17 protein-coding genes are annotated in these 17,843 nt (G+C 68.3%); 8 read left to right on the top strand and 9 right to left on the bottom strand.

What is annotated here, in order from left to right; genetic code table 11:
• Window positions 1-2: 2 nt before the first annotated feature.
• The 3 genes from AC3EF3_RS05035 to AC3EF3_RS05025 form a co-directional block, all read right to left on the bottom strand.
• On the bottom strand, window positions 3-899 hold the full coding sequence (locus AC3EF3_RS05035; RefSeq protein WP_488531057.1) for an NAD(P)/FAD-dependent oxidoreductase: 897 nt from the start codon (window positions 897-899) through the stop codon (window positions 3-5).
• Window positions 900-906: 7 nt separating this feature from the next.
• Window positions 907-2,607 (bottom strand): ATP-binding protein, encoded by a 1,701-nt coding sequence (locus AC3EF3_RS05030; RefSeq protein WP_488531056.1) that lies wholly within the window; start codon window positions 2,605-2,607, stop codon window positions 907-909.
• 70 nt (window positions 2,608-2,677) lie between these two features.
• Complete coding sequence (locus tag AC3EF3_RS05025; protein ID WP_488531055.1) at window positions 2,678-4,369, bottom strand: long-chain fatty acid--CoA ligase; 1,692 nt, start codon at window positions 4,367-4,369, stop codon at window positions 2,678-2,680.
• An 89-nt stretch (window positions 4,370-4,458) separates the two neighbouring features.
• On the opposite strand from AC3EF3_RS05025, the gene AC3EF3_RS05020 reads away from it, so the two are divergent.
• The 6 genes from AC3EF3_RS05020 (at window position 4,459) to AC3EF3_RS04995 (ending at window position 8,846) form a co-directional block, all read left to right on the top strand.
• The gene (locus AC3EF3_RS05020; RefSeq protein WP_488531054.1) at window positions 4,459-5,214 is read left to right on the top strand and encodes a 2-keto-4-pentenoate hydratase; all 756 of its coding nucleotides are present in this window, start codon (window positions 4,459-4,461) and stop codon (window positions 5,212-5,214) included.
• A 72-nt stretch (window positions 5,215-5,286) separates the two neighbouring features.
• Complete coding sequence (locus AC3EF3_RS05015) at window positions 5,287-6,009, top strand: GntR family transcriptional regulator (protein WP_488531053.1); 723 nt, start codon at window positions 5,287-5,289, stop codon at window positions 6,007-6,009.
• On the top strand, window positions 6,006-6,794 hold the full coding sequence (locus AC3EF3_RS05010) for a transporter substrate-binding domain-containing protein (RefSeq protein ID WP_488531052.1): 789 nt from the start codon (window positions 6,006-6,008) through the stop codon (window positions 6,792-6,794). Before AC3EF3_RS05015 ends, AC3EF3_RS05010 begins: the two co-directional genes overlap by 4 nt.
• A 9-nt stretch (window positions 6,795-6,803) precedes the next feature.
• Window positions 6,804-7,460: an amino acid ABC transporter permease gene (locus AC3EF3_RS05005; RefSeq protein WP_488531051.1), complete on the top strand. Its 657-nt coding sequence runs from the start codon at window positions 6,804-6,806 to the stop codon at window positions 7,458-7,460.
• A 7-nt stretch (window positions 7,461-7,467) separates the two neighbouring features.
• Window positions 7,468-8,115, top strand: coding sequence for an amino acid ABC transporter permease (locus AC3EF3_RS05000; RefSeq protein ID WP_488531050.1), 648 nt, complete (start codon window positions 7,468-7,470; stop codon window positions 8,113-8,115).
• On the top strand, window positions 8,112-8,846 hold the full coding sequence (locus AC3EF3_RS04995; RefSeq protein WP_488531049.1) for an amino acid ABC transporter ATP-binding protein: 735 nt from the start codon (window positions 8,112-8,114) through the stop codon (window positions 8,844-8,846). Before AC3EF3_RS05000 ends, AC3EF3_RS04995 begins: the two co-directional genes overlap by 4 nt.
• Here AC3EF3_RS04995 and AC3EF3_RS04990 read toward each other — a convergent pair.
• Genes AC3EF3_RS04990 through AC3EF3_RS04975 form a run of 4 tightly spaced genes read right to left on the bottom strand, consistent with a single transcriptional unit; the run spans window position 8,843 to window position 11,213 of the window.
• Entirely contained in the window at window positions 8,843-9,187 is a 345-nt protein-coding gene (locus AC3EF3_RS04990; RefSeq protein ID WP_488531048.1) for a DOPA 4,5-dioxygenase family protein, read from the bottom strand. The genes AC3EF3_RS04995 and AC3EF3_RS04990 overlap by 4 nt on opposite strands.
• A 1-nt stretch (window position 9,188) precedes the next feature.
• Entirely contained in the window at window positions 9,189-9,818 is a 630-nt protein-coding gene (locus AC3EF3_RS04985) for a glutathione S-transferase family protein (protein WP_488531047.1), read from the bottom strand.
• Between the two features lie 47 nt (window positions 9,819-9,865).
• The gene (locus AC3EF3_RS04980) at window positions 9,866-10,909 is read right to left on the bottom strand and encodes a DMT family transporter (RefSeq protein WP_488531046.1); all 1,044 of its coding nucleotides are present in this window, start codon (window positions 10,907-10,909) and stop codon (window positions 9,866-9,868) included.
• A 13-nt stretch (window positions 10,910-10,922) separates the two neighbouring features.
• Window positions 10,923-11,213, bottom strand: a complete 291-nt coding sequence (locus AC3EF3_RS04975) for a hypothetical protein (protein WP_488531045.1) — start codon at window positions 11,211-11,213, stop codon at window positions 10,923-10,925.
• Between the two features lie 120 nt (window positions 11,214-11,333).
• Between AC3EF3_RS04975 and AC3EF3_RS04970 the strand changes: the two genes are divergently transcribed.
• Together AC3EF3_RS04970 and AC3EF3_RS04965 are read left to right on the top strand one after the other, a co-directional pair.
• A complete protein-coding gene (locus AC3EF3_RS04970) occupies window positions 11,334-12,317 on the top strand; it encodes a P1 family peptidase (protein ID WP_488531044.1) in 984 nt (327 codons plus the stop codon).
• On the top strand, window positions 12,314-13,627 hold the full coding sequence (locus tag AC3EF3_RS04965) for a TAXI family TRAP transporter solute-binding subunit (RefSeq protein WP_488531043.1): 1,314 nt from the start codon (window positions 12,314-12,316) through the stop codon (window positions 13,625-13,627). The genes AC3EF3_RS04970 and AC3EF3_RS04965 overlap by 4 nt, the downstream gene beginning before the upstream one ends.
• Before the next feature lie 13 nt (window positions 13,628-13,640).
• Here AC3EF3_RS04965 and ettA read toward each other — a convergent pair whose 3' ends face one another.
• Window positions 13,641-15,302, bottom strand: a complete 1,662-nt coding sequence (ettA, locus tag AC3EF3_RS04960) for an energy-dependent translational throttle protein EttA (protein WP_488531042.1) — start codon at window positions 15,300-15,302, stop codon at window positions 13,641-13,643.
• Between the two features lie 53 nt (window positions 15,303-15,355).
• On the bottom strand, window positions 15,356-17,569 hold the full coding sequence (locus AC3EF3_RS04955) for a DUF1631 family protein (protein WP_488531041.1): 2,214 nt from the start codon (window positions 17,567-17,569) through the stop codon (window positions 15,356-15,358).
• Between the last annotated feature and the right edge of the window lie 274 nt (window positions 17,570-17,843).

Here is a 17,843-nt window from a genome sequence, read left to right as displayed (position 1 = left end):
CGTCACTTCAGGCGGTTGTGGATCTCGGTCGACGCGATCGCCGCCTCGCCGGCGGCGACGTTGATCTGGTTCAGGCCCGACGCGACGTCGCCGGCGGCGAAGAGGCCCGGCACCGTGGTCTCGAAGTGATCCGAGACGACGAGCTGCCCGGCCTCGTTCGCCCTGGCGCCTAGCGCCGTGGCCAGCTCGGACGCGTGCTTCAGGCCCAGCGCCGGGTAGAGCACGTCGAACCGCAGGCGCTCGCCGTTCTTCATTTCGACTTCGATGCCTTCTTCTGCATCGCAGTCGATGTGGCGTGGATCGTGCTCGACGATCTTCACGCCTTGCGCGCGCAGGCGCTCGACTTCCCGCGGGTCGCAATTCACGTGCGTGCCGAGCGAAAGCCAGGTGACCTCGTTGTCGAAACCGGCCACGAACGCCGATTCGCGCAGGCCATGGGCTTCACGACCGAGCACGGCCACCCGTTTGCCCTGCGTCTCGTAGCCGTCGCACACCGGGCAATAGCGCACGTGCCCGGCCTTCAGCGATTCCGCCAAACCCGTGAGCTGGGGCTCGATGTCGCGGGCTCCCGTGGCCAGGATCACAAAGCGCGCACGCAAGTGCGTGGATCCGGCCCAGGCTTCGAAAACATCGCCCTGCTTCTCGATCCGCTCGACGCGCCCCATCTCCAGCCGCCCGCCGAAGCGCGCCGCATGGTCGCGCATGCGCTGCAGCAGGTCCATGCCGACGACGCCATCGGGAAAGCCCAACACGTTGCGCGTCTTCGGGATCATGGCCAGCCGGCTGCGCCCCTCGTCGACAACGACCGCGCTGCGCTGATAGCGCCCCAGGTAAACGGCCGCCATCAACCCGGCCGGTCCGCCGCCGACGATCAGGCAGTCGAGGATGGCTCGCGGCAACGGAAGATCAGGCTGTGCTGAGCGCGCGCTCGCTCTGGCCGCCATGCAGGGCGGTGGCGACGGCCGAACCCAGCGAGTTGATGTCGAACGGCTTGCGCAGCACGGTGGGCTTGCCGGCGAGCCGCTCGACTGCCGCCATGTCGGCATAGCCCGTGGCGAGGATCACGGGCAGGTCGCCGACCATTTCGCGTGCTTTCGAAATCACTTCCGCGCCGGTCATGTCGGGCATCGCGTAATCGACCACCAGCAGGTCCGGCTTGCAGCGCTGGATCGCCTGCAGGCCTTCCGCACCGTTGGGGGCCTCGGTCACGCTGTAGCCGATCAGGCCCAGGCACTCGACGATCACGCGGCGGACATCGGCGTCGTCCTCGACCACCAGGATGTTCCGCGAGCGCTCGCCCGCGGGCATGGTCGACGCGCCGGGCGGCTCGGTTGCGTCCTCGACGTTCTCGGGTGCGCAGGGAAAGTACATCTCCACCGTCGTGCCCTTGCCCACTTCGCTGCGGATGAACGCGAGCCCGCCCGATTGCCGCGCGAAGCCGTACACCTGGCTCAGGCCCAGGCCCGTGCCGCTGCCCAGCGGCTTCGTGGTGAAGAAGGGCTCGAAGACCTTAGACAGCAGGGCCGGCGGGATGCCGGGGCCACTGTCGGTGACGGAGAGCAGGACGTAGTCGCCCCTGGGCAACTGGCCCTCGACGTCCGTGCCGCACCGGGCGCGGGTGGCGATCTTCACCGTGCCACCTTCGGGCATCGCGTCGCGCGAATTCACCGCGAGGTTCAGCACGGCCATCTCGAGCTGGCTCGGGTCGACGACGATGGCGCAATCCTCTTCGCTCAGGTCGAACTCCACCGCCACGGCGGAACCCGCGGAAATCTCGACCAGGTCCCGCATTCCCAGCAGCAACTTGTTCACGTGCGTGAGCTTGGGATGCAGCGACTGGCTGCGCGCGAACGACAGCAGCTGTCCGGTGAGCTTCGCGCCGCGGCGCGCGGCGGACTTCGCCCGGTCGACCACGGGTTTGACCTTCTCGTCCCTGGCGTAGAGCGAGATCAGCTCCAGGTTCATGTTGACGACGTGCAGCAGGTTGTTGAAGTCGTGCGCGATGCCGCCCGTCAGGCGCCCGATCGCTTCCATCTTCTGGCCCTGCGTCAGCGCTGCCTGCGCGCGCTCCCGCTCGGCGATCTCCTTCATCAGCCGGTTGTTGGCCATGGCCAGTTCGCGCGTGCGCGTCTCGATGCGGTGCTCGAGCTCGGTGTTCAGCTTCTGTACCTCGGCCTGCGCCCGGTTGATCTCCTCCAGGTGCTGGCGCGTGACGTACTGGCGCCGGCGCGCACGCACGGCGGCATCCGCGGCCGACAGCAGCGTCTCGGCATTCAGCGGGCGTTCGAGCAGGATCACGTTGCCCAGCCCGTGCAGGATGTCCAGGGCGAAGGCCGATCGCGGGCCGGCCTGGCGCGAGGCGAGCACGATGAAGGGGAAGTCGGACCAGGGCGGCTGGGTGACGAGCCACTCGTTCAATCGCCCGGCCAGCGATTCGTCCGCCAGCGCCTCTTCAGTGATCACGGCTGCGGCAGCGTCCTCTTTCATGGCGGCCACCAGCTCCGCGGGCGTTTCGCAGATGCAGGCTGCGTGGTTGGGCTGAATGATGTCCTTCACGACCGCGGCATCACGCGCGCGTTGGGCATGGATGAGGACACGCAGCTCCATCAGGCCGCGATCCTAAGCCGATCCGCCCCATCGCCATGTAGGAAGGGGCCGACAGTCGAGCTGGAGGCCGCTAGCGGGACTCCTGCTCCTGCAGCGTGCGCCACATCACCTTGCCGCTGCCGCTCTTGGGCAGGCTGGCGGCGAACTGGACGATCTTCGGTGCCTTGTACACGGCCATGTTCTCGCGGCACCAGTCGATGATGTCCTGCTCGCTCACCTTGCCCTCCTGGCCCGGGCGAAGGACAACCACGGCCTTCACCGTCTCGCCCCGGTAGGCGTCGCGTGCCGCGATCACGCAGGCTTCGGCGATGGCCGGGTGGCGGAACATCAGCGCCTCCACTTCGGCCGGCCAGACCTTGAAGCCCGAGGCATTGATCATGCGCTTGAGGCGATCGGTCAGGAAGAAATAGCCGTCCTCGTCCATGCGGCCGAGGTCGCCGGTGCGGAAGAACCGCTTGCCCTCGAACTCGATGAAGGCGGCTTGCGTGGCTTCGGGCCGCTTCCAGTAGCCATCGAACACCATCGGGCCGTGCACGACGATCTCGCCCTGTTCGCCGGTCGCCACTTCGCGCAAGCTATCGGGATCGATCACCCGGGCGTCGCAGCTCATGAAAGGCACGCCCAGGCACTGCTGCTTGGGCCGGTCGGGCGGGTTGCTGTGCGAGGGCGCCGCCGTCTCGGTCAGGCCGTAGCCTTCCACGTATTGCAGGCCGAACTGCTCGAACAGGCGCTGGGCCACGGCCTGCGGCATCGCCGCACCGCCCCCACCGATGTGCTTGAGGCTGGACAGGTCGTACTGCGCGAAATTCGGGCTGGCCATCAGGTCGATGATCATGGTCGGGATGTTGGTCCACGACGTGACCTTCCAGCGCGAGATGAGGCGCCCGGCCAGCTCGCGGTCCCAGCGCGGCATCATCACGAGCGTGCCGCCCATGTAGATGGTCGAGTGCATCACGCTCACCATGCCGGTGATGTGGAACATCGGCACGACCTGCAGCGCGACCGTCTCCACCGTCCCGTTGCCCCATACCGTGCTGGACGCCGCGTTGTGCATGAGGCTGCGGTGCGGGTGCATGCAGCCCTTGGGCAGGCCGGTGGTGCCGCTGGTGTAAGGCAGCACGGCCAGGTCCAGCGGACCCGCCTGCAAGTCGGGCAGGGGCAGCGCGTTGTCCAGCGCCGCCTGCCAGGCCATGACCTGGCCGCCCGCGATCCCAGGCAGCGCGTGCTTCGTCAGCAGCCAGTCGCGCCACGCGGCAGGCAGCGGATCGGCATTCGGGTCCTCGGGATCGAACGCATCCGTGAACTGCGTGACGATGAGGTGGGCGAGACGCTGCTCGGCGGGCAAGGCGTCGCTGGCCTTCGCGATCTCGGGCGCGAGATCGGCCGTCGTGATCGCGACCTTCGCGTCCGGATCGGTGATGTAGTGCTTGAGCTCTTCCGCCCGGTTCATCGGGTTCACCGGCACCACGACCGCATTGGCGCGCAGGATCGCGAAGTGCGCGATCAGGAGCTGCGGGCAGTTCTGCATGTCGAGCATCACGCGGTCGCCCTTCTTCACGCCAAGCGACGCCAGGCGCGCCGCCAGCCTTTCGGCCAAGCGCACGACTTCGGCGTATGAATGGACGCGGCCGAAGAACACGAGCGCTGCCTTGTCGGGGTAGCGGCGGGCGCTGATGGCCAGGTTGTCCCACAGCGACGTGGCGGGCGGGGTGAGCGAATGCGGCAGGCGCGCGGGCCAGAACTTGTGGTGCGGACGATCCATGCGCGAAGACTAAACCGGGTGACGCGCCGCTCGCATCGGGAGGATTCCCCTACGCGTCACCTGCGCGACGCCGCCGATATCATGGATCGATGACCGCCTCATTCGACGTGCACGAGGCTGCGCGCCGCCTCGTCGCCGCGCGCCAGGGCGGCCGCCCGATCCGCAGCGCGACCGTGTGCCCGCCGGGCCGCGACGGCGCCTACGCCGTGCAGGACTCGACAGTGGATGCCTTGGGCGGCGCGGGCGGATGGAAGGTGGGCTCCCCGCGACCGGAGCTGGAGCCTCATTGCGCGCCCCTGCCCGCGCCGGGCATCTTCGGCACCGGCGCGTCGCTGGTCGGTGCACCTTGGCGGATGCGCGGCATCGCGGTCGAGGTCGCGGTGCGCTTCGCCCGCGACTTCGAACCCCGCTCGCCGCGGATCGCGCGTGGCGAACTGCAGGATGCGATCGAGTGCGTCCTGCCGGTCATCGAGGCCGTCGAATCGCGTTTCGCCGACGTGCGCGAGGCCGATCCCCTCTCCTTGCTCGCCGACCTGCAATGCCATGGTGCTTTGGTCCTGGGCGAGCCGTCGGCGATCAGTCCCGCCGCGCTCGACCTGCGCCAGGTCGAGGCCTACCTCGCCTTCGACGGCCAGCCGGTCGCGAGCTGCCGCGGCGCCAACCGCGCCGGCGACATCTGGCACCTTCTCTCGTGGCTGGCCTGGCATGCGGCGCAACGCGGGCGGCCGCTGCGCGCGGGCGACATCGTCACGACCGGGTCGTGCAGCGGCCTGCTGTTCGCCGGCGAGGGCATGCACGTGCTTGGTGACCTGAAGGGTATCGGGCGGGTCGAACTGCACTTCTGAGGCGCACCGCGAACCAGCGCGGTGCACCAAGCTTGTATACCAGTTGGCACGGCCGATGCTTGCCATGCGACCATGGCCACGTCGTCGGAGATCTCGGACCGCATTCTCGAAGCGGTGATGGCGCGCAAGCTCGAACCCGGCTCGCGCCTGGGCGAGCAGCAGCTCGCGATGCTGTTCGACTGCAGCCGCACCATCGTGCGCGAGGCGCTCACGCGGCTGGCGGCGCGCGGCATCGTCACCGTGAGCGCGCGTCGGGGCTGGTACGTCGTCGAGCCCGGCGCCGACGAGGCGCGCGAAGCCTTCGAGGCCCGCAAGGTGATCGAGACCGGCCTGATCCGCAGCACGAAGGCGATCGACAAACCCGCGGCGCAGCGGCTGCGCACCCACCTCGCGCGGCAGAAGGCGGCGGTCAAGGGCAGCGACGTCGGGATGCGCAGCTTCCTTCTGGGCGACTTCCACGTCTGCCTGGCCGAGTGCCTGGGCAACTCCCTGCTCGCCGAGACATTGCGCGACTTCACCGCGCGCACCACCCTCATTGCCATGCGCTACCAGTCGCCCGAGGACGCTGCGCAGTCCTGCGCGGAACACGTCGAGATCGTCGCGGCGCTCGAAGCGGGCGACCTCAAGCGCGCCGAGCAACTGATGGCGGCGCACCTGTCCACCTGGCAGCGCAAGCTGCAGGCGCCGGGCGACGACCCGCTGCACAAATTGCGCACCGCCCTGGCGCCGGTCCGGCCGGGGGCACGGGACTTGCATACAAGGAAACGGTCCACCTACCTAGGAGAAGTGCTATGAAGCCCACCCGCCGCCTGTTCACGCTGGCCCTCGCGGCCTCGGCCCTGGCCGCCACGGCCGTCCATGCGCAGACCGCGCTGGACGACGTGATGAAGGCCAAGGAGATCCGGATCGCGATCCCGACCGACTTCCCGCCCTACGGCTTCGTCGGCACGGACCTCAAGCCCCAGGGTCTGGACATCGACGTGGCGAATTACATCGCCGCCAAGCTGGGCGTGAAGGTGGAGCTGCTCCCGGTCACGACGGCGAACCGCATCCCCTACCTGCAGACGAAGAAGGCCGATCTCGTGATCTCCACGCTGGGCAAGAACCCGGACCGCGAGAAGGTCATCGACTTCACCATCGCCTACTCGCCCTTCTACATCGCCGTGTTCGGGCCGAAGACGCTCGCGGCCAAGGGCCCGGCCGACCTCGCCGGCAAGTCGATCTCCGTCACGCGGGGCTCGATCGACGACATGGAACTGACCAAGGTCGCGCCGCCCGCCGCGGAACTGCGCCGCTTCGAGGACAACAACTCGACCGTGTCGGCGTATGTCGCGGGCCAGGTGCAATTGATCGCCACCAGCGCCCAGGTGGCCGGCGCGATGATGTCCAAGAACCCGCAGCTGGGCACCGAGTACAAGTTCGTGCTGAAGGATTCGCCCAACTACATCGGCGTCGGCAAGGGCGAGGACAAGCTGCGCCTGAAGGTCAACGAGATCATCCTGGAGGCTCGCAAGAACGGCGACATGGACAAGATCGCGATGAAGTGGCTGGGCCGGCCCGTCGGCGACCTGCCGCAGTAAGCCCGCGCCGTGCGCATCACCTTCGACTTCCTCGCCGTCCTCTCGCAATGGCCCATGCTGGCCAAGGGCGTGGCGTGGACGCTCGGCCTGACGGCCGTGTCGGCGCTGGTGGGTGTCGCGGTGGGCATCGCCTGCGCGTGGGCGCGCAGCCAGGGCCCCGCGTGGCTGCGCGCGATCGCCGGCACGTACGTGGAGTTGATCCGCAACACGCCCTTCATCGTGCAGCTGTTCTTCGTGTTCTTCGGGCTGCCGGCCGCAGGCGTGCGGCTGTCGCCCGAAACCGCGTCCGTCATCGCGATGGTGGTGAACCTGGGCGCCTATGCGACGGAGATCATCCGCGCCGGCATCGAGGCCACGCCGCGCGGGCAGGTCGAAGCCGCATTGAGCCTGGCGCTCACGCGCGCGCAGGTGTTCATGCGGGTGGTGCTGCCGCCGGCCTTGCGCAAGGTGTGGCCGGCGCTCGTGAGCCAGATCATCATCGTGATGCTCGGCTCCGCGGTGTGCGGCCAGATCTCGACCGAGGAACTGAGCTACGCCGCGAACCTGATCCAGAGCCGCAACTTCCGCGCGTTCGAGGCGTTCATGGTTGCGACCGGCATCTACCTGCTGCTGGCCGTCGGCGTGCGCCGCCTGCTCAACTGGGCCGGTCCCAGGTTCCTTTTCTGAGCGCACCGTGATCGAATTCGCCTTCTGGGACGTGGTTCGCAACCTGCTGCTGGCGGTGCGCTGGACCATCGCGCTGTCGCTCATCGCGTTCGTCGGCGGCGGGCTCGTCGGCCTCGCATTGCTCATCGCGCGCATGACGAAGCGCCGCGTGGCGCAGCGCGTCGTCGCGGGTTACGTGCAACTGTTCCAGGGCACGCCGCTGCTGATGCAGCTCTTTCTCGCCTACTTCGGCATCGCACTGTTCGGGATCAACACATCGCCCTGGGTCGCGGCGGCGCTGGCCCTCACGCTCTACACGAGCGCGTTCCTCGCCGAGATCTGGCGCGGCTGCGTCGAGGCCGTGCCGAAGGGCCAGTGGGAGGCCGCACAGAGCCTGGCGCTGAATTTCCGCGAGCAGCTGGCGCACGTGATCCTGCCGCAGGCCGTCCGCATCGCGATCGCGCCGACCGTGGGCTTCCTCGTGCAGGTGATCAAGGGCACCGCGCTCGCCTCGGTGATCGGCTTTGTCGAGCTCACGAAGGCCGGGACCATGATCACGAATGCCACGTTCCGCCCCTTCCTCGTCTACAGCTGCGTGGCGCTGCTGTACTTCGCGCTGTGTTTCCCGATCAGCTGGTATGCCAAGCGCCTGGAGCGCCGCCTGAGGCCCGCATGAAACCCGTCGTCCAGATCACCGCCCTGCGCAAGTCCTTCGGCACGAACGAAGTGCTCAAGGGCATCGACCTCACCGTGCAAAGCGGCGAGGTCATCGCCATCATTGGCAAAAGCGGCTCCGGCAAGAGCACGCTGCTTCGCTGCATCAACGGCCTGGAGACGTTCCAGGAAGGCTCGCTCACCGTGGACGGCAAGCCGCTGCTGCACGAGAGCAGCATGGCCATGCGCGAACTGCGCCAGCACGTGGGCATGATCTTCCAGAGCTTCAACCTGTTCCCGCACCTCACGGTCGGCCGTAACGTGATGCTCGCGCCGACGCTGGTCAAGAAGACGAACCGCGCCGATGCCCAGACGATGGCGCGCAAGCTGCTCGATCGCGTGGGCCTCGCGGAGAAATTCGATGCGATGCCCGACCAGCTCTCCGGCGGCCAGCAGCAGCGCGTCGCGATCGCGCGGGCGCTGGCCATGCAGCCGGCCGTGCTGCTGTGCGACGAGATCACCAGCGCGCTCGATCCCGAGCTGGTGGGCGAGGTGCTGCGCGTCGTCGAAAGCCTGGCCGAGGACGGAATGACCCTGCTGATGGTCACGCACGAGATGAACTTCGCGCGCAAGGTCAGCGACCGCGTGATCTTCATGCACCAGGGCAAGGTGCACGAGATGGGCCCTCCGGAACAACTCTTCGGCGCGCCGAAGACGCCCGAGTTGAAGCAGTTCCTGTCGTCGCTGGACTAATCGAGCGCCGAGAGGTCCAGCGGCCACTCGTTCCCGAGCCAGTACGCGTACTTCGTGTGATCGGCGATCGCGTCGTCCGACAGGCCGTGCACCAGCACGTCGAGATTGCCGCGGTGCTCGTCGAGCCACGGAATCAGCTTGCCGAATTCACTCCGCGAGAACGCGAGCTGCACGCTCCACGCCGGATGCGGACCGACCGGCCGCTCGTGCACGCGTCCGACAGCCACCTTGAACAGGCGGCCGGCTTCCTGCGCGAGCGCCCGCGCCTGCTCCAGCGTCTCCGGGCCGAAGTAGATGTGGGCGTGGTAAGCGTCGTGGACGTTGACGGGACGTTGCGGCATCTCACTTCCCCCAGTGCGCGGCGAATACCGGGGCCACGGAGTCATGCGACTCGATGCGCTCCAGCAGTTCGAAGAAGGCGGGCCGGTGTACGCGCAGGTGGGGCCGCGTGCCCGCCCACTTCGATACCACGGCCGCGAGGACATCGAGCGCGCCCGGCGCCGCGCCGTTGAAGAACGGCGCCCCCTGGAACGTGTCGGCGAAGATCTCCCAGTGCCGGTGCAGCCGCCGGCGCGTGCCGGCGCGCACCGCGTCGAGCCGCTCCTTGTCGGTATCCGTCGTCCAGCGCTCGGGGTAATCGATGATGCTGATGCCGCTGTAGCAGTTGGCCGCGATGTAGACCAGCCCGCGGATGCACTGCGCGCGCGCCGCCGCATCGGCCGGCAGCAGCAGCCCCGGTGGCGCGACGAGTCCCAGGTGGATCAGGATCGCCGCGCTCTCGGTCATCACGCTGCCGTCGGGCAGCACGAGCGTCGGGATCTGCACCAGCGGATTCACCCGGCGCAGTTCCTCGATGGCGGACGTCGGTTCCCAGCTCGCCACGTTCACGGTGCGGTATTCGAAGCCGGCAACATGCAGGCCCATCTCCGCCGCGGCGGAGCCGGTGCCCTTGAAGCCATACAGCGTGTACATCGTGGCAACCTCCTTGTCTCGCCGCGCATTCAATCACAAGACCGCCGTCAGTGCTGGTGCCGGTGATGCGCGTCCGGGTAATGGGGATGGCTGTGCGCGAACGGGGTGTGCTCGTGCGGATGCGTGTGCCGCGTGCCCGGCGCGACCGGCGGGTCGTGGCGATGGTCGTGGTGCTCGTCGCCCTCGCCGTGCACGTGCTCGTGCGAATGGGCCATCGCCTCGTGGGCATGCCGGTGCTCGTGCCGTTCGGACAGGTGCAGCGCGACACCGATCGCCATCAGCACGCCGGCGAGGACGAGCGGCAGCGTCACCGGCTCGCCCAGCCAGGCGATCGCCACCACGGCGCCGAAGAACGGTGCGACCGAGAAGTACGCACCGGTGCGCGCCGTACCCAGGCCGCGCAGCGCGATCACGAACAGCGTGAGGCTCGCGCCGTAACTGGCGAAACCGACGAGCGCCGCGCCGGCCACCGTGGGCAGCGGTGGCCACGTGGCGCCAAGCATCGACGCCAGCACCAGGTTCGTGGCCCCGGCCGCGAGCCCCTTGACCATGGCGATCCACGACGCGTCGGCGAGCGCCACCTTGCGCGTGAGGTTGTTGTCGATGCCCCAGGCCAGGCACGCGCCCAGCACGGCCAGCGAAGGGCGCCAGCCCGCCCACTCCAGCGAACCTGGCCAGCTGATGAGCGCAGCACCCGCCACGATGCAGAGGAACCCGAGAAAGATCCGCGCATCGACGTTCTCGCGGAACACGATCCATGCGATCGCCGCGGTGAACACCGCTTCGGCATTGAGCAGCAGCGATGCCGAGGACGCCGGCATCGCCGCCAGCCCGAGCATCAGCAGCACCGGCCCGATCACGCCGCCGGACACGACGGCGCCGGCCAGCCACTTCGCTTCGCCCGGGCGCAACCGGGGCCCGTGCGCGCGGCCGAGCACGCGCGTGATGGCCAGACCCGCGCCGGAGCCGAGGTACAGCAATGCGGCCAGCAGCCACGGACCGGCGTGCGCCAGCAGCGACTTGGCGAGTGGCGTGCCCGCGCCGAAGAGCAGTGCGGCCGCCAGTGCGGCGAGGATGGGACGTGCGTTCACGCCCCCGATTCTGTCAGCGCGTGATCTTCGCGAGGACGTACCCGAGCGCGAAGGCGCCGGCCACCATCATCAGCGGGTTCTGGCGGACCTGCTCGCGCGCCATGTCGCCGTATTCCTGCTGCCAGCTCATCACGCGCTCGGTGCCGGAGCTGATGCTCTGCGCCATCGTGTCGACGGCGGCATGCGCCTTCTCGGCCACGCGCTGGACCTGCGCCTGCGGGTTGGCGCTCGTGCCGTTCAGGCCCGTGGTGCCCTGGCCGGTGACGCCCATGGTGTCGCCGGTGTCCATCGTTTCGCTGTTCATAGGTGAATTCCTCTCGCCGAAAGCATCACTGTAGGAAGCTCTTCACTCCGGGTTTGTCGGCCGATACCGAGCAAGGTTTGTAGGACAGGGCCTCCATGCTCATGCATGGATAATGCCCCGATGCCCCGCATCGCTTCGATCACCGACGTCGCCGGCATCGAGGTCGGTCACTTCACCGACACGCGCCGTCCCACCGGTTGCACGGTCGTGCTCGCGCGCGAAGGCGCCGTGGCCGGTGTCGACGTGCGCGGCGCCGCACCGGGCACGCGCGAGACCGACCTGCTCGCGCCGACGAACCTCGTGGACCAGGTGCACGGCATCCTGCTCGCCGGCGGCAGCGCGTGGGGGCTCGATGCGGCCACGGGCGTCGCGCACTGGCTCGAGGAACAGGGCGTCGGCCTGGACGTGCGCGTGGCACGCCTGCCCATCGTTCCCGCCGCCGTGCTGTTCGACCTGGTCGTGGGCGACGCGAAGATCCGTCCCGACGCGCAAGCCGGCTACGCGGCGTGCGAGGCGGCCTCGACGCGCGCGCCCGCCGAAGGCAATGTGGGCGCGGGCAGCGGCGCCGCCGTCGGCAAGATCTTCGGCATAGCCCGCGCGATGAAAGGCGGCATCGGCAGCGCGTCGCTCACGGTGGACGGCGTCACCGTGGGCGCGCTCATCGCCTGCAACGCACTGGGCGACGTGGTCGATCCCGACACGGGCCGCCCGATTGCCGGTGCCCGCACGAAGAACGGCAAGTCGCTCGTCGATTCGCGCCGCGCGATCCTGCGCGGCGACGCGCCCAAGCCGCTGCTGGCCGGCACCAACACGACCATCGGCGTGATCGCCACCGATGCGGCGATCACGAAAGCCCAGGCCACGCGGCTCGCGACCATGGCGCACGACGGCCTGGCGCGCGCGATCAACCCGGTGCACACCATGTCCGACGGCGACACTCTGTTCGCGCTGGGCACCGGCCGCGCGAAAAAGTCGCCCGGCATGATGGTGCTGGGGACGATGGCCGCCGAAGTCACCGCGCGCGCGGTCGTGCGCGCCATCCGCGCCGCGCAATCCGTGCGCGCCGGCAAGCTCCACCTGCCCGCTGCCCGCGACCTCGCATGACCAAAACCATCCGCTACACCCTGGTCTCCATCCGCGAACTGCTCGTCTCGGCGGGTCCGTTTGCCGTACTTGCCATCGCTCTGCTGGTGCTCGCCTACCTGTGGCTCAACCCCAACCCGCCCAAGCACGTGCGGCTCGCCACCGGGCCGGCGCAAAGCGCGTACGACGAGTTCGGCAAGCGGTACAAGAAGGCCCTGGCCGCGAACCGCATCGAGGTCGTTCTGGTCCCCAGCAACGGCTCCGCCGAGAACCTGCGGCTGCTGCGCGAGGGCAAGGCGGACATCGGGTTCGTGCAGGGCGGCAGCACCCAGGCCGACGAGAACGACAGCGGCATCGAATCCCTCGGCAGCCTGATGGTCGAGCCGCTCTGGCTGTTCTACCGCGAGGACAGCGCGAAGAAGGCGAACATCCCGGTGCTCGCGTCGCTGACGCAGTTGCAGGGCTGGCGCCTGAACATCGGTGCCCGCGGCAGCGGCGCACCGCGGCTGATGCGCAAGCTGTTCGAGGCGAACGGCATCGACATGGCCAACCTCAAGAACGTGTCGCGCCTGGACGATACGCCGGCCGTGGTGGCGTTCCTGAATGGCGAACTCGACGCGATCGTGTTCACCTCCGCGCCCGAATCGCTGTTCGTGCAGATGCTGCTGCAGACTCCCGGCGTGAAGCTGATGGACTTCGCGCAGAGCGAGGCCTATTCGCGGCGCTTCCCCTTCCTCACGCCGGCGGTACTGCCGCGCGGCGTGGTGGACCTGGCGCGCGACGTGCCCGCGTCCGACATGCGCCTGGTCGCGACGACCACGTCGCTGCTCACGCGGCACGAGACGCACCCCGCGATCATCGAGCTGTTCGTGCAGGCCGCGCGCAGCATCCACGGCCCGGCCGGCTGGTTCAACCGCGCGGGCGCGTTCCCGAACCCGGAGCACAGCGAATTCCCGCTCTCGCCCGAGGCGCAGCGGGCGCTGCAGAACGCGCAGCCCTTCCTGCAGCGTTACCTGCCCTTCTGGCTCGCGAACCTGGTCGAGCGCATGTGGCTGGCCCTGGGCATCATCCTGGCCATCCTGCTGCCGCTCTCGCGCGTCATTCCCCCGCTCTACACCTTCCGCATCCGCTCGCGCATCTTCCGCTGGTACGGCCAGCTGCGCTCGATCGAGGCGCGCCTGCAGGACGAAGGCACCGATCGTGCGGAACTCGCGAAGGAACTGGAGGAACTGGATGCGCGCGCGGGCCGCATCCATGTGCCGCTGTCGTACGCGGACGAGCTTTACGCGCTGCGGCAGAACATCCAGCTGGTGCGCGGGCGCTTCGCCTGAGCCCGCCTGGGGATCACTTCAGGGCCTTGTAGCGAACGCGATGGGGTTTGGCGCCTTCCTCACCGAGGCGCTTCTTCTTGTCGGCCTCGTACTCCTGGTAGTTGCCGTCGAAGAAGGTCCATTGCGAATCGCCTTCGGCCGCGAGGATGTGCGTGGCGATGCGATCGAGGAACCAGCGGTCATGGCTGATCACCATCACGCAGCCTGCGAATTCGAGCAGCGCGTCTTCCAGCGCACGCAGCGTTTCGACGTCGAGGTCGTTCGACGGCTCGTCCAGCAGCAGCACGTTGCCGCCCTGCATCAGCGTCTTGGCCAGGTGCAGGCGCCCGCGCTCGCCGCCCGATAGCAGGCCGACCTTCTTCTGCTGGTCGCCGCCGTTGAAGTTGAAGCGGCCGCAATACGCGCGGCTGGGCATCTGGAACTTGCCCACGGTGATGATGTCCAGGCCGCCGGAGATGTCCTCCCACACCGTCTTCTCGTTGGAGAGGTCGTCGCGGCTCTGGTCCACGAAGGCCATCTTGACGGTCGATCCGATCTTCACGACGCCCGCGTCCGGCTTCTCCTTGCCCGCGATCATCTTGAACAGCGTCGACTTGCCGGCGCCGTTCGGGCCGATGATGCCGACGATCGCGCCGGCCGGCACCTTGAAGCTGAGGTTGTCGATCAGCACGCGGTCGCCGAAGGACTTGCTCACGCCGTTGAACTCGATCACCTCGTTGCCCAGGCGCTCGGCGACCGGGATGAAGATCTCCTGCGTCTCGTTGCGCTTCTGGTATTCGTAATCGGAAAGCTCCTCGAAGCGCGCGAGGCGGGCCTTGCTCTTGGCCTGCCGCGCCTTCGGGTTCTGGCGCGCCCACTCCAGCTCCTTCTTCATGGCCTTGGTGTGCGCGTCCTCGGCCTTCTGCTCCTGCTCCAGGCGGGCTTCCTTCTGTTCCAGCCACGACGAGTAATTGCCCTTCCACGGGATGCCGCGGCCGCGGTCCAGTTCGAGAATCCACTCGGCGGCGTTGTCGAGGAAGTAGCGGTCGTGCGTGACGCCCACCACCGTGCCGGGGAAGCGCAGCAGGAACTGCTCCAGCCACTCCACCGATTCCGCGTCCAGGTGGTTGGTCGGCTCGTCGAGCAACAGCATGTCCGGTTTGGACAGCAGCAGCCGGCACAGGGCGACGCGGCGTTTCTCGCCACCCGACAGGTTCTTGATCACGGCGTCCCACTCGGGCAGGCGCAGCGCATCGGCGGCGATCTCCAGCTGGTGCTCGTCGCCTCCGCCGGAGGTGGAGATGATGGCTTCGAGCTGGGCCTGTTCGGCCGCCAGCTTGTCGAAGTCGGCGTCCGGCTCCGCGTAGGCCGCGTACACCTCTTCGAGGCGCTTCTTGGCGTCCATCACCTCGCCCATCCCGCTCTCGACCGCTTCGCGCACGGTCTGTTCCGGCTCGAGCTGCGGCTCCTGCGGGAGGTAGCCGATCCTCAGGTCCGGCATCGGGATGGCCTCGCCCTCGATCTCCTTGTCGATGCCGGCCATGATGCGCAGCAGCGTCGACTTGCCCGAGCCGTTCAGGCCCAGCACGCCGATCTTGGCGCCGGGGAAGAACGACAGCGAGATGTCCTTCAGGATCTGCCGCTTCGGCGGCACGATCTTGCCGACGCGGTTCATGGTGTAGACGTATTGCGCCATTGCTTTTGGGAAATGCGGGGAAACCCCGCATTATCCCCGCCTCGCGCGCCGGGCTACTTCTGCTTGCCGTCGAGGCTGTTCTGCAGCGCCTGCTTGGCCACCTGGTCGAGCGCCTCGTCCACCACGTTGCGTTCGGCGATGACCTTGATGTGCCCCTGTCCGCGAAGGCGGTCGAGCGTGCGGCGCGACATCGAATGCGCCGTGCCGGCCTGCGAGGTGAACATGAACAGCGTGCCGGCGGGGCTGGCCCAGGTGAGCTGGGCGCGGATCCACTCGTTCTTGACACTGAGCTCGACCCAGGTGCCGGTCCTCATCTCGCCGACGCGGACGTTGGCGGGCGGCTCCTCGACCGCCACCGCCTCGGGGCTGGCGACATGCTCGGGCGAGAGCACCTGTTCGTCGATCCAGCCGGAATCCTCCGCCTCCTTCCGGTCGAGCCAGAGCATGGCCTCGGCCAGTTCCTCGTCGGAAAAGCGCGACTCTTCGGCCTCCACCGCATCGGCTGCGGCCTGGCTGACCGCATCGCGCCCTTCGTGCACCGCCGCGCGGTGGATCGTGATGAGGTTGTTGAAGAAGCGTGCGGTGAGTTCGGGCGGGTACTCGATGCGGTCCAGCCCTTCGCGCAGCTTGGACAGCAGGCCGGGGATCATCTGCACCAGGCGCTTGGCGCGCCCGCGCGTGGCGGTGCTCTTCTGCACGCTCCACACCAGGTCCTCGACCATCGCACGATAGCCGTACGGGTCGTCCGAGCCATCGGCGCAACTGAGCTGCGCCTCGGCCACCACCTGGGCCCACGAGGTGCGCAGGAAGTCACCGACGAAATCGGGCACGTCGAGATCCTTCACCGTCTCGGCGAACTCCGCGGCGAGCTTCTGCGCCAGCAGGTTGCGCTGCTCGGCATGCAGCAGGGCCCGAGCGGCCTCCTCGCGGCGCTGGCGCAGGTTCTGGTCGTGCCCGCCCCACTGCTCCTGCAGGTGCTCGAGCAGCTCGCCGAAGATCGCGGCATCGATGATCTTGCTGTCCAGCCACTGGACCGCGTCTTCCACGGTCGCCATGAAACGGCGCCAGCCCGGATCGTCCTCGCCGGCGAAACCGAGGCTGCGCTGGGTCACCTTGTCCAGGAACTGGCGCGCGGGATGGGTGCGGTCGGAGAAGAAGCGAGAGTCGTCCGCCGCAAGCTTGAGCACCACGGGCTCGATGCGCGCCAGCTGCTGCTTGAAGCCGGGCAGCAGGCGCTTGTCGCCGCCGAGGTTCTCGAACATCAGGCGCACGACTTCGGCACCGAGCTGCACGCCCAGGCGCAGTTGCGGCGCCTCGGGCTCCGCCTTTTCCGGCGCTGCCAGCATGTCCACGGGGCCGGCCGCCGGCGGCTGCGTCGGCTTCGGCCGGGCCTCGAGCTTCTGGATCAGCGCATCGGCCTGCTTCATTTCCTGCAGCAGCGACATCGATGCCGGCATGGTGTGCAGGAAGTCGGGTTTCGCGGTCTTCGCGTCGAAGTCCCCGTGCAGGAGCTTGCGCAGGCGGTCCAGCGTGAGCAGCGTCTTCTGCATGGAGTCGCCGACCGGCGCGCCGCTGGCGCCGCCGCCCTTTTGCAGGCGGCCACTGATAGGAACCGCGGCCTCCACGCCACTGGAGCGCAGCCAGTCCGCGAGCTCGCGATAGAGGCGCCGTAGGTTCGTGCCGAGCAGGCCCGCTGCCGGGGCCACCAGCAGCTCGCGCATGGCGGCATCGGGCACATGCCGGGCCAGCGTGGCCTGGAGCGCGCGCACGAAGACGTCGGGCCGGATCGGGTTGAGGCCGGGCTGGATGGTGCGCCAGCCCAGCAGCGTGCTCACCAGCGAATCGAGCATGGGCAGCACGTCGTCGACGGCGACCATCACCTCCTGCTGCGCGCGCGCGACCTCGATGCTCTGGTCCAGCTGCGCGTCCTCGAACAGGCGCAGGTCCTCGAAGCGCAGGGCTTCCGTGTGCAGCGTTTCTTTGCCGCCGCCCTCGTACACCAGCTGGCTCAGCTCGGCCCGGTAAGTGGCGACCACCGCCCTGGCTTCGCCCGACAGATGCTCGATCGCCGCCTTGAGACCCGCCTGCTGGAAACCGGCGATGCGCTTGGCGCTGTTGGGCGCGGTGGCGGCCACCAGGCCCGCGAGCATGTCGTTCACGAGCACATCGGCCTGTTGCAGAACGGCCTCGAGGCAATCGTTCAGCGATGGCTGCAGGGCCGTCGGGTCGTCCGCGACCCCGATGCGTAGCTTCAGCAGTTTGGCCATGATTCCTGGGAAAGCGAACGAAATTATCGGTCGGCGCCGCTGAGCTCGCCACTCTTTTCGCAGGCGGCCGATGCCGGGATGAGACAGCCCTCGACGTGCGAAAACGTACAAAGCCGATCCATGCGACAATAGCGGCTCTTGCGGACTCCAGTTGCCCGCAAGCTCAGCGTTCTGCTGGGGTGCGGCGATTCCTCGCGTTGCGAACCGACAAGCACCCGCTTCCAACCTCATCTGCCTTCTGACTGGACCGGCGCAAGCTGTGCGCCAAAGGCCG

This window comes from Ramlibacter sp. GS1-15 (assembly GCF_057785015.1).
Note: the sequence above shows the minus strand (reverse complement) of the source record. Positions and strands in the feature narration are given on the sequence as shown.

Bases quoted from the DNA above. Each gene is read 5' to 3' on its own strand.
- AC3EF3_RS05030 (WP_488531056.1), bottom strand. From the start codon at position 2,607: ATGGAGCTGCGTGTCCTCATCCATGCCCAACGCGCGCGTGATGCCGCG.
- AC3EF3_RS05025 (WP_488531055.1), bottom strand. From the start codon at position 4,369: ATGGATCGTCCGCACCACAAGTTCTGGCCCGCGCGCCTGCCGCATTCG.
- AC3EF3_RS05020 (WP_488531054.1), top strand. From the start codon at position 4,459: ATGACCGCCTCATTCGACGTGCACGAGGCTGCGCGCCGCCTCGTCGCC.
- AC3EF3_RS05015 (WP_488531053.1), top strand. From the start codon at position 5,287: ATGGCCACGTCGTCGGAGATCTCGGACCGCATTCTCGAAGCGGTGATG.
- AC3EF3_RS05010 (WP_488531052.1), top strand. From the start codon at position 6,006: ATGAAGCCCACCCGCCGCCTGTTCACGCTGGCCCTCGCGGCCTCGGCC.
- AC3EF3_RS04995 (WP_488531049.1), top strand. From the start codon at position 8,112: ATGAAACCCGTCGTCCAGATCACCGCCCTGCGCAAGTCCTTCGGCACG.
- AC3EF3_RS04990 (WP_488531048.1), bottom strand. From the start codon at position 9,187: ATGCCGCAACGTCCCGTCAACGTCCACGACGCTTACCACGCCCACATC.
- AC3EF3_RS04985 (WP_488531047.1), bottom strand. From the start codon at position 9,818: ATGTACACGCTGTATGGCTTCAAGGGCACCGGCTCCGCCGCGGCGGAG.
- AC3EF3_RS04975 (WP_488531045.1), bottom strand. From the start codon at position 11,213: ATGAACAGCGAAACGATGGACACCGGCGACACCATGGGCGTCACCGGC.
- AC3EF3_RS04970 (WP_488531044.1), top strand. From the start codon at position 11,334: ATGCCCCGCATCGCTTCGATCACCGACGTCGCCGGCATCGAGGTCGGT.
- AC3EF3_RS04965 (WP_488531043.1), top strand. From the start codon at position 12,314: ATGACCAAAACCATCCGCTACACCCTGGTCTCCATCCGCGAACTGCTC.
- ettA (WP_488531042.1), bottom strand. From the start codon at position 15,302: ATGGCGCAATACGTCTACACCATGAACCGCGTCGGCAAGATCGTGCCG.
- AC3EF3_RS04955 (WP_488531041.1), bottom strand. From the start codon at position 17,569: ATGGCCAAACTGCTGAAGCTACGCATCGGGGTCGCGGACGACCCGACG.